This window comes from Gulosibacter sediminis (genome assembly GCF_014904065.1).
In the GTDB taxonomy this organism is placed as follows: domain Bacteria; phylum Actinomycetota; class Actinomycetes; order Actinomycetales; family Microbacteriaceae; genus Gulosibacter; species Gulosibacter sediminis.
Window position 1 is genome coordinate 1 of the sequence record NZ_JACXJG010000007.1, and the last position, 11,013, is coordinate 11,013.

The window sequence follows — 11,013 nt, forward strand, 5'->3', positions numbered from 1 at the left end:
GCAGCATGCCGCTGCGCGTTTGGAGCTCGCATCGTCGATCGATGCGGGCCCCACTTGCGTTGGCAGAACGAATGCGGCGTAGGCGTGAACGTCAGCACCTGCGTTGTCGCTGTCGCTCGCGCCGCCTCTGGCACCGGCGATCACGTCAGCTGTCAGCCGTCTACCGGCCCTCAGCGATCAGCCATCACATCCACGGCGAAACTCCCGCCCTAGTCATCGAGCAGCGCCGACGCGAACATCGGCCGCGCCACNATCCCACGACGAAGGGTGGAACATGCCGGCCAGCGCATCCCGATACAGGCGATTCAGCTCGGTTCCATTGTCGAAACCTCGACCACCAGCGCACCGATACGCGGCCTCAACCGTTGCGCGTGCGGCCTCGGTGGCGTTGAGCTTCGCGCTCACAAACTTCCGCGGCCAGGCACGCCCGTGGTCGATCAACTCATCGAACTCGCGCGTGTAGGTCTCCAACTGCGCGGGCACGGCCTCGAACTGCATCGCAGCATCCGCCAGCCGCACCCGAAACTCTGGAATCTCGGCGAAACTCGACTCGGCCTTCGCCGACGACTTGCCGCGCAGTGCCGCCGCACCGACTTCGAGTGCCCGCGCCGCGAGCCCCGCGTACACCGACGCGATCAGCAGCTGGAAGTTCGCGTTGATCGCGAACGGCAGCGAGTCAGGATTCAACCCATCGAGCAACCGCCTCACGACCCGATCGGCGCGCAGCGGCACCGCATCCAGCTTCGTCGAGCGGCTCTGCGTCGCGCGCATCCCCATCGGATCCCAGTGCGACGACACCGAAATACCTTCCTCGGCCCGATCCACCACTCCATACACAATCGACGCGTCCTCGTCGCCCGAAGCGTCCTTGCCGTGGGTGATCAGCCGCGTCCACACCGGCGACAGCGAGGTGAAGATCTTCGTGCCGGTGAGCAGGTATCCGCCGTCGGGCTGGGGCGCCGCCTCGGTGTTCGAGCTGTACAGCACCCAGTCGTTGCCGGCCTCGCTGATGCCGAACGCGTACACCTCGTCGGCCGCCGCATCCTCGAGCACAAACTGCAGCGAGCGGTCGTCCCGTTCAAGCAACGCTCGAGCAACCCCCGTGCACACGAGGTGCATATTGATGCCGAGCGCGGTCGCGGGCGCCGCCGTCGCGAGCCGCTGCTGCAGCCGTGACACCTGGTTCAGGGCGAGCCCCGGGCCGCCGAACTCATCGGGCACAAACAACCGCAGGTAGCCGGCATCGCGCAGCTCCTCGAAGTCCTCGGCGAAGAAACGATTCTCGCGGTCGTACACGTCGGCCCGCTCTCGGAACCGCTCCAGGCGATCCTGCGGCAGATACCGCTCGGCCAGCTCGGCATGGCGCGCTTCACGATCAGACAATTCGGCTCCTCTATCTCTGCAACTATCTCGACGAACTCAGGGCCCGACAACGTCACTACTGGCAGCGCGCAACAGCACGGCGCCGTTGTGGCCGCCGAAGCCGAACGAGGTCGACAACACGCTCGACACCGCGGCGTCGCGCGGCGACGTCACGACATCGAGCTGCGGGAACGCCGACTCATCCAGATTCAGCGTCGGCGGCAGCACGCCGTCGCGCATCGTCTGCACGGCCAGCACCGCCTCGAGCACCCCGGATGCGCCGAGCAGGTGCCCGGTCGACGACTTCGTTGCCGAGATGGGCAGCCCCGCGAGCGCGTCGCCAAAGACTCGCTCAAACGTGAGCGCCTCCATCTCGTCGTTCAATTCCGTGCCGGTGCCGTGCGCGTTGATGTGGTCGACGTCGCGGGGCCGCGCGCCGGCGTCGGCAAGGCAGGCCTGCACCGCCGCGATCGCGCCCCGGGCCTCGGGATGCGGCGCCGTCGGGTGGTGCGCATCCGACGCCGCGCCGAAGCCGGAGAGCTCGGCAAGTGGGCGCCCGCCGCGCGCGAGCACGGCATCCTTCGACTCGAGCAGAATCGCGGNCGCCCCCTGCGACATGACGAAGCCGCTCCGCCCGACATCGAAGGGCCGGCTCGCGGTCTCCGGCGCATCCTCGTAGCCGCTCGCGAGGGCGCGCAGGTTCGCGTTCGACGACAGGTTGATGGGGTTGAGGCAGTCCTCGTAACCGACGACCAGCACGGTGTCGGCATAGCCGTGACGGATGCGCCGCAGCCCCTCGCCGAGCGCCATCGCGCCGCTCGCGCAGGTCGCCGAAATGGCGCCGCCCGCACCGAGGGCTCCGTAGCGCTCGCTGAGGAGGGCGGATGCGGCGTCGGGAGCGCCGTGCATCGCGAGCGCCGACGGCACCGCGCGAGGACCGGCCTCGGCAATCGCAATGGCCGCGTCTTGCATCGCCTTAACCGGACCCGAGCCGGTGGCCGCGATCACCGAGAAGCCGTACTCGCTGCCGGCGGGCATCGGCGGATCTGCCTGTGCCGTCGCCTCGTCTGCCGCCGCGATCGCCCAGAGAAGAACGTCCGAGAGGCGACGGGCCTCGCGCGGCGCCAGCAGCTTCGAGCCGTCGAAGCCGCGCACCTGGCCGCCGATGCGCACCCGCAGCTTGTCGAACACGTCGCCCTCGAGGCGCGTGATCGCCGACCGCCCCTCGCGCACGCTCTGCCACGTCGCCTCGGCGTTGAGTCCGCTCGGCGTCACGGCACCGACGCCGGTCACGACGACGTCGCGCCGCCCGCCCGACGAGGCGGCCGCGCGCCGCCCCCTGCGCTTGTCACTCATAGCCGCACCGCCTCNAGGGCCGCGGTGAAGACTGTCGCCGTGCAGGTCGCGTTGAAGAGCGTTGCCTGGCTGGCCCCGCTGACGACGGCTGCCGCGACGGCGCGATCGCCACCAGCGCGATCGCCGTCGCCGAACATCCGCATCACACTCATAGCCGCACCGCCTCNCCGTCAGCAACCAGCTCGGCCGTGGCCGCCCGACGAACCTTGCCGCCGACCGTCCGCGGCAGCTCGCCGACGCGATACACGCGCCGCGGCACGAACTGCGGCGCCAACCGCTCGCGAGCGAATGCCAACACGGCCGCCTTGTCGGGAGCATCCGCACCCTCGAGCACGAGCGCGATGACGCTGCCAAGACTCGCGTCGGGCGCCGAGACGGCGCACACCGCATCCGCCCCGGGCAGCAGCTCGAACGCGCGCTCCACTTCGGGCAGCGACACCTTGTGCCCGCCCGTCACGACGATGTCGCCGGCCCGCCCGAGCAACTCGAGCTGCCGACCGCGCAGCCGAGCCTGATCGTGCACCGTTGCCCAGCCCTCACCGTCCCGAAGCTGCTCGTCGGTCGTCGCGGGCAGGTAGCCGTCGGAGCAGGCGTCGGCGCGAATCCAGAGCTCGCCGATCTCGCCGTCGGCAAGTACTTCGCCGAGCGGCCCGCGCACCTGCGCCGCGATGCCGTCGTACAGCGTGATCGCCGTGCCGTCGCCGCCGCGACTGTCGCCAATAAAGCCGATCTCGGCCGCGCCGTAATAGCTCACCAAGCGGGCGTGCGGCAGCGACTCGGCGACGGCCGAGCGGATGCGCGCCGACAGATTCGCGCCACCGGCCACGAGCAGCTGGACCCCGGTGAACCGCGCGGGAGAGCGGCGCGCGACGAGCGCGAGCGACTCGATTACGGCTGGCACGGCAACGATGCGCGTCACGCCCTCGTCGAAGATGCGGCGCGAGGCCGCGAGCGCGTCAAAGGAATCGGCGACGTGGCAAGATCCGCCCGACGCGAGGCACTCGACCAGCGCATACAGCGTGAGTGAATAGCTCAGCGGCCCGGGCGCGAGCGTCGCGACTCCCGGCAGCGGCTCGAGATGCGCGCTCGACACGGCAAAGTTCGCGCGATACTGCGCCCGCGTCTTCAAGAACGCCTTCGGATTGCTCGTCGTGCCCGAAGAAAACAGCATCAGGAACGGCTCGTCACCCGGTCGTACCGAGGGCGCCTCGGCCGGCGGCAACTCACGCTCGAGCCGGCAAAACTCCTCGAGCGACACCTGCGCACCTGCCCAGCCGGCGCGCGCGAGGGCGTCACGCAGCGCATCCGAGTCGCTCACGAGCACCGAAATGCCGGTGCCGAGCACGACGCGCACCTGATGCTCGAGCGGCCAGCGGGGGTCGATCGTCGCCGCTACGCAGTCAAACCCGGCGAGTCCGGCGATGATGCGCGCCGTATGGAACGCATCGGTGCTGCTCACCGCGACGACTGGCTGGGCCGACGAATCGAAGCTGGCGGCGGGATGCTCGCTCGGCTCCGCGGCCATGGCCGCGCCGACCGGCGGTTGCGCCGACGGCGACTCGGCGTTGCCGGGCAACGCGCCCGACCGCAGACGAGCGTTTCCTCGCCGCACCGCATCCTGCAAATGCTCGACGACGGCGCGCACGCGACGACCATCTTCGGCAAGTTCGCCGTAGGTAATGCGTGCCTCGGCGCCGACGATCGCGAGTCGCTCGGGATGCGCTTGCGCCACCTCGAGGATCTTGCCGGTAATCGGCACGCCTGACCTCCTGGAATCGCCCCGTGCGGTCGCCACGACGGGCACCACACAAACCATCACTGTATCCCGGTGGCCGCAGGTGGTTCCGAGATTCGAAGCGAACTTTCGGAATGCGCCGACGTGGCTGCGTTAGGCGTCGTACCGGCCGAAGTCGGCATCCCGCGAGGCGTCCGGATCCGCGTCCCCGGCGCCTGTCTCAGACCCGCATTTTGCCGCGGACTCCGCGTCAGACCCTGCCGTTGACGTGGCAGTCGAGCCTCCCCCTGACACATCCGAAGAGCGACCCGCAGAGTCTGCCGTTGGCTCAGTAGAAGCAGCGCTCGGCACGAGCTTGAGCCCGATGACGGCGGCGATGACGCCGATCAGGAACACCACCTTCATGACACTCACGCCCTCGGCACCCGTCACCATCGCCCACGTCACCGTGAGCGCGGCGCCAATGCCGGTCCACACGGCATACGCCGTGCCGATCGGAATGTGCTTCACCGCCCAGCCGAGGCCGAGCATCGAAATGACGCAGAACACGAAGAACACGACGGTCGCCACGGGCTCCGAGAGCCCGTGGCTCGCGCCAAGCGCNGGTCGCCCACACGGCCTCGCAAAGCCCGCTCAACACCAATACGATCCAAGGCATTACGACACCACCTTGAGTCCGACGACGCAGCCGATGAGCACGACGATGAGCGCCACGCGCATCACCGTGGCGCGCTCGGCGCCCGACACCATCGACCACAGCGCCGTCAGCGACGCGCCGATGCCGACCCAGACGGCATACGCGGTGCCGGTCGGTAGCTCGGTCATGGAGTACGCGAGCAGCACCATGCTGACCGTCATCGCAACAACGAACACTACGCTCGGCCAGAGTTTCTTGAACCCCTGCGACGCGCCAAGCGCCGTTGCCCANCACCGCCTCGAGCATGCCGGAGACGACCAATATGACCCACATCATGAGTGACTCCTCACTGAGTCAGTCTTGTCGTGCTGCGGGTACTGCTCCCTCGTCCGCAGGCTCGAATGCCGAGCCTCGCGCCCAGGCTAGCAATCCCGACCGCACCGAGTCGAGGTTTCGCCGAGGGCAGACGCTCTCGTCTGAGGGCATCATGCTCGCCGGTGGCGGGGCTGCGATTCTGCTGCAGCTCGCGCATCCGACGGTCGCGGCCGGCGTCGCCCGCCACTCCTCGTTCGCATCCTCGCCGCTCGGCCGCCTCGAGCAGACCCTGAACTACGTTATGGCGGCCGTCCACGGCGACGATACTGACCGCACGCGCATGCGCCGCCACGTGAACCGACGCCACGCACACGTGCCCGGAGCCTACGACACCGGGCCGCAGCTCTGGGTCGCCGCGACCCTGCTCTGGGCGGGGGAGCGGTCCTACGAGCGCGCATTCGGCCTGCTCCGCCGCGACGACCGCGAGGCGCTCCGCTACACCTTTGCCACCCTCGGCACCGAGCTGCAGCTGCCGGCCGAGGCGTGGCCCGCATCCGTCGACGAGTTCGACGCCTGGTGGCAGACCGCCCTCGCGGATGCGCGGGTCACCGACGACGCCCGCCTCGCCTTCGCGCGCCTGCGGCATCCCGACGTCGCCCCNGTGGTGGCTCCGCGCCGCGCTGCCGCTGATTTGGCGCGTCGCCCTCGAGCTGCTGCCCTCGCGGCTGCGGCGCGAGTTCGAGCCAGCTTGGTCGCGGGCCGACCGCTTCGTGGTCGAACTGTTCTGGGCCGTCGCGACGCCGATCTATCGCCTGCTCCCACGCCGGATGCGCACCTGGCCGACCCGCCGCCAGCTGCGCTCGCTCAGGCGCGCCTGACCCTGCTTGCCCTGATCGCGCCGCCTGCATCCACCGCCCAGGCGCGCCTGACACGATTCAGGCTGCCAACCCGCGAGGAGACCACAGTGACGACCGTGCCCGCACCGAGCCCGAGTAACCCTGAAACCCCGAGCATCCCCGAAACGCTGCGCGAACTGCGCGCGACCTTCGACGCCAACGTCACGAAGCCCCTGCGCTGGCGGCTCGAACAGCTCGACGCCCTCGAACGGATGCTGCGCGAACGCGAGCACGAATTTGCCGACGCGCTCGAAGTCGACCTCGGCAAGTCGCCGATCGAATCGTTCATGACCGAGACATCGGTCACCATCAGCGAGGTCGCTCACTTGCGCCGCAACCTGCGCCGCTGGCTCAAGCCGAAGCACGTGCGCCCCAACCTCGCGGTCGCCCCGGCCGTCACCTACACGGTGCGCGAGCCCCTCGGCGCCGCCCTCATCATCGCGCCGTGGAACTACCCGNCCAGCTCGCCCTCGCGCCGCTCGCTGGTGCGTTCGCAGCCGGCAACGTCGCCGTCGTCAAGCCGAGTGAGCACGCGCCCGCCACGTCGGCGGCCCTCGCGAAGCACATCGCCGAGTACCTCGACCCCCGCGCCGTGCGCGTCGTCGAGGGCGCCGTCGCGGCCTCGACCGAGCTGCTCGCCCAGCGTTGGGACACGATCTTCTACACGGGCGGCGCCAAGGTCGCCCGCATCGTCGCCCGCGCCGCCGCCGAACACCTCACGCCAGTCACCCTCGAGCTTGGCGGTAAGTCGCCTGTTTTCGTCGACGACACCGCCGACTTCGACGTCGCGGCCCGCCGCATCGCCTGGGGCAAGCTGCTCAACGCCGGCCAGACCTGTGTCGCGCCTGATTACGTGCTTGCGACGCCGCGCGCGGCCTGCGAACTCGCCGAGCGTATCCCTGCCGCGGTCAAGGAGATGCTCGGCGAACGCCCCAAAGAAAGCGGCGATTACGCCCGCATCATTCACGACGCGCATTTCGAACGCCTTGAGTCGCTGCTCGAAGGAGGTCGAATTCACTCGGGCGGTTCGCGCGATGCAAGCACGCGCTTTTTCGAACCAACCGTGCTCGTCGACGTCGACGAGTCAGCACCGATCATGCAGGAAGAGATCTTTGGACCAATTCTTCCCCTCATTCAGGTGAACGATGAAAACGCAGCGATTACGTTCATCAATTCGCGCGAGAAGCCGCTCGCGCTGTATCTGTTCTCGGAGCGCAAATCGGTTCGCCAAAAGTTCCTTCGCCACACGTCGTCCGGTGCCCTTGCGGTCGGTCTGACGGTCGCGCACGTGAGCGTGCCTGAATTGCCATTTGGCGGCGTCGGGGAAAGCGGAATCGGAGCGTATCACGGGGAAGCCTCGCTCGACGCATTTAGCCACCGACGGGCGGTACTGCGAAAGCCGAGTTTTCCGGATACGCTCCGACTCGTGTATCCGCCGTTTGGGCGGACGGGCGCGCGACGAGAAATCATTCGCCGCGTGCTGGGGAATTAATTAGTTCGCGGCGTCGAAGGCGTCGAGGACGTCCTGCGGCACGCGGCCACGGTCGGCGACGGTGTAGCCGTTCGCCGAAGCCCACTTGCGAACCGCCGCGAGGTCGCGCTTCGGGCCGGTCGAAGGAAGCTGCGTACGGGTGCCGCGCTGGGCGCGCCCGCCGACGCGGCGAGCCGTCTTTACGTACCCCTCGAGCGACTCGCGCAGGGTCTGCGCGTTGTCCTTGCTCAGGTCGATTTCGTAATCAACACCGTCAAGGCCGAACTTGACGGTTTCGCCCTGACCCTCGTCGAGCTGGGTGCCGTCGAGATCATCGATCAGCTGGTAAACGACTTTGCGTGCCACGGATGCGCTCCTTGTTTTGGCGATCTATATCGCTATAAGTGTGAAGGCCGACGGGAGTATTCCGCAAATCGAATTCATCCAACCGGGAGATTCACAGCAACGTGCGCCGCGAATCTCCCGGACGATATCGAATTTGTGCCGGACTTGGCGTGAGCGCTAGGCCCGGGCCAATGCCTGTGCCGGCGCGATGCGCGAGGCGATCCACGAAGGTCGAGCCCCCGCCATCACACCAAGCAAAATCGCACCGCCAATTACCGCACCAATTCCAATCCACGGCAGCGAGATCGCAATTGTGCCGCCGTCGGCGATCATTGCTGGCACCGCCCTGATTCCCATTGGCACGCCGATAAGAATCGACACCACTGCGCCAATCAGCGCGAGTGACACCGCCTCAATCAGCACCATGGCGCGCACCCGAGCTCGCGTCATGCCGAGCGCTCGTAGCAGGGCGAGTTCGCGGCGGCGTTCGGAGACGGCGAGCGCCACGACGCTCGCGAGACCGATCACCGAGATCACGACGGTGAGCCCGAGCATCGCGAGTACGAAGGCGACGACGAGCGTGACGATCTGCTCGTAGAGCTGCTGTTCGGCGAGCGGCCCAAGCAACTGCAGATCGGAGTTTGTGCCCTGCGCGGCCGAGACCGCGTCGACGAGGTCACCGATCTTGCCGTCGGCCGCGAACAGCCAGAGCCCCGCATCCGTCGTAACGTCGTCGAACTCCGCGAGGGTCGACTCGGTTACGGCGCCGTAGGTGCTCCCGGTGTTCGGGTTGTAGAGCGTGTCGAGCAGTGGATCGGTGACGACCTTGAGGTCGACGCTGGCGCCCGATGCATCCGTGAACGTCACGGTGTCGCCGTCGGCCGCCCCGAGCGACTCCGCATCCCACTCGCTCAGCGCGACCTCGCCGCTGGCGAGTGGCCGCTCGAGCGCATCCGCGGTCGTCGAGGGCAGCGTGAGCAGCGCCGCGAGCGACGAAGGATGTTCGGGGTCGGCCGCCAGCGTCACCGCCGAGGTGCGGTCGGACGACTCGAGCCCCTCCGACTCGAGAATCGGCGCGAGGTCGGCGGCGTCGAGCGACTCGTCAGCGCGGCTCGTGATGAGCGCGTCGAACGCATAGTTCTCGTCGAGCCGCGCGTTCAGCGTCGCGTTCACCGACTGCACGCCAGTGAGCATCGCAAGGATGAGGCTGCCGCCGAGCGAGATCGCGAGCACGATCGTGCCCGAGCGACGCGAGGTGCGCACGAGGTTCTCGCCCGCGAGCTTCGCGACCGGGCCGAAGGCACTGAGCAACCGCGCGAAGCCGGGCATGACAACTCGCACAAGCAGCGGCACGAGCACGATGAGGCCGATCGCCAGCACCACACCGCCCCCGATGAGCACGAGCGGGTTGCCGAGCATCGACGCGGCCCAGAGGCCGAGCGCGCCGAGGGCCGTGATGAGCAGGCCGAAGATCCACGCAACGACGCTCGAGCGGTTGCGCTCGGCACCGGCGGCGTTCGCCTCCGACAGCGCCGCGATCGGCGCGAGCGAACGCAGCCGAGCGGCCGGCGCCCACGCCGCAAACAGGGTCATGCCGACCGTGACGATGAGCGCAGCGATCGCCCAGAACCACGGGAACACGAGGCCGCCCCCGTCCATGTCGGCGACCATCGCGATGACGCCGCCGAGGCCGAAGCCGACCACGATACCGACGACCGCGCTGACGAGCCCGATGAGCAGGGCCTCGGCGAGTACCGTGCGCTGCACCTGCCCGCCGGTCGCGCCGACGAGGCGCAGCAGGCCGTTCTCGCGCAGCCGCTGCGCGAGCAGCACTTGGAACGTGTTGCGAATCACCATCGACGCCGCGAGCAGCGCGATGAGCACGAAGATGAGGAACATCACGGCGAGCGCGTTCGTGCCGCCGGTGAGGTCGTCGATGAGCTTGGCGGTGTACTCGTCGACCGTGACCGCCTCGGGCGCGTCGTCGGCACCATAGACATCGACGAGCCGCTCGTTGATCGCGGTAATCGCCTGCGCCGCGCTCGTGCCCTCCGCGAGCCGCACGACGAGGGCTGACGACGAACCGTCGTCGACCGAGAAGTAGTCCTGCGCCGCGTACAACTCGGTCGAGGCGGCGACCGTGCCGCCAACCGTCTCGACGAGCCCGACGACGCGCACCTTGGCCGACTGGCCGGTGCCGTCGAAGATCTCGATCGAGTCGCCGAGCGCGATGCCGAAGCGGTCGAGGTCGTCCTGCGTCGCGGCGATTTCGCCGGTGCCGACCGGCCACTGGCCGCCGGTGAGCGTCATCCAGCGCAGGTCGCCGTCGTCGGCGATGCTCGAAATGTTGATGTTGTGGGTGCGGCCGCCGACCTGAGCCTGCGCGTACACCGTGTGGCTCGGCTCGATCGCCGCAATGCCGGGCACCTCGCCGACGGCATCGACGACGCCCTCCGAATCGCTTGAGGGAATCACGACATCGGCGTTCGTGTACGGCGCCGCGACGGCGACGTTGAGCCCCTGCTGCATCGTCGTGATGAAGGTGCCGGTGGCCATGATCGCCATCGCGCTGAGCAGCGCGGCAAGCACGATCGCCACCACGCGCCGGGGGCCTCGACGAATCTGCTGCGTCGCCAGCCGCATCGTCGCGCTCATGCGCCGACTCCCGCCATGACGCCGCTGATCTCTTCGTAGCCGGCGCCCGAAAGCTCGTGCGCGATGCGGCCGTCGACGAGGATGAGTACCCGGTCGGCGTAGGCGGCCGCGGCCGGGTCGTGGGTCACCATCACGATGGTCTGCTCGCGCTCGCGGGCCGCGCGCTGCAGGCTCTCGAGCAGGCCGCGACCGGTGCGCAGGTCGAGCGCGCCCGTCGGCTCGTCGGCGAACACGACGGCGG

Annotated in this window: 5 protein-coding genes, 4 pseudogenes and 1 riboswitch; of the genes and pseudogenes, 1 reads left to right on the forward strand and 8 read right to left on the reverse strand. The window is 68.7% G+C overall.

The annotated features are described in order from the left end of the window. Positions 1–213 precede the first annotated feature (213 nt). The 5 genes and pseudogenes from ID132_RS03970 to ID132_RS03990 all read right to left on the reverse strand — a co-directional run bounded on the left by ID132_RS03970 (position 214) and on the right by ID132_RS03990 (position 5,426). On the reverse strand, positions 214–1,296 hold the full coding sequence (locus ID132_RS03970) for an acyl-CoA dehydrogenase family protein (RefSeq protein WP_459562431.1): 1,083 nt from the start codon (positions 1,294–1,296) through the stop codon (positions 214–216). A 123-nt stretch (positions 1,297–1,419) separates the two neighbouring features. Beyond that, positions 1,420–2,718 carry a beta-ketoacyl-[acyl-carrier-protein] synthase family protein gene (locus ID132_RS03975; protein WP_193127906.1) on the reverse strand — a complete coding sequence of 433 codons (1,299 nt, stop codon included), beginning with the start codon at positions 2,716–2,718 and terminating at the stop codon, positions 1,420–1,422. A gap of 148 nt (positions 2,719–2,866) precedes the next feature. Further along, complete coding sequence (locus tag ID132_RS03980; RefSeq protein ID WP_211198251.1) at positions 2,867–4,534, reverse strand: class I adenylate-forming enzyme family protein; 1,668 nt, start codon at positions 4,532–4,534, stop codon at positions 2,867–2,869. Between the two features lie 267 nt (positions 4,535–4,801). Next, positions 4,802–5,111 (reverse strand): annotated as a pseudogene (locus tag ID132_RS15125) (DMT family transporter); the annotation flags it as partial. Continuing rightward, positions 5,111–5,426, reverse strand: a pseudogene (locus tag ID132_RS03990) (DMT family transporter). The pseudogenes ID132_RS03990 and ID132_RS15125, both read right to left, overlap by 1 nt. A 12-nt stretch (positions 5,427–5,438) precedes the next feature. Beyond that, positions 5,439–5,505, reverse strand: a riboswitch (guanidine-III (ykkC-III) riboswitch). Between the two features lie 72 nt (positions 5,506–5,577). On the opposite strand from ID132_RS03990, the pseudogene ID132_RS15130 reads away from it, so the two are divergent. Continuing rightward, positions 5,578–7,793 (forward strand): annotated as a pseudogene (locus ID132_RS15130) (aldehyde dehydrogenase family protein). Here the strand turns inward: ID132_RS15130 and ID132_RS04010 are convergent. The 3 genes and pseudogenes from ID132_RS04010 to ID132_RS13565 form a co-directional block, all read right to left on the reverse strand. Then, positions 7,794–8,138: a histone-like nucleoid-structuring protein Lsr2 gene (locus ID132_RS04010; protein WP_125107184.1), complete on the reverse strand. Its 345-nt coding sequence runs from the start codon at positions 8,136–8,138 to the stop codon at positions 7,794–7,796. Positions 8,139–8,294: 156 nt separating this feature from the next. Next, positions 8,295–10,772 (reverse strand): FtsX-like permease family protein, encoded by a 2,478-nt coding sequence (locus ID132_RS04015; RefSeq protein ID WP_193127908.1) that lies wholly within the window; start codon positions 10,770–10,772, stop codon positions 8,295–8,297. Then, positions 10,769–11,013 (reverse strand): annotated as a pseudogene (locus ID132_RS13565) (ABC transporter ATP-binding protein); the annotation flags it as partial. The pseudogene ID132_RS13565 and the gene ID132_RS04015, both read right to left, overlap by 4 nt.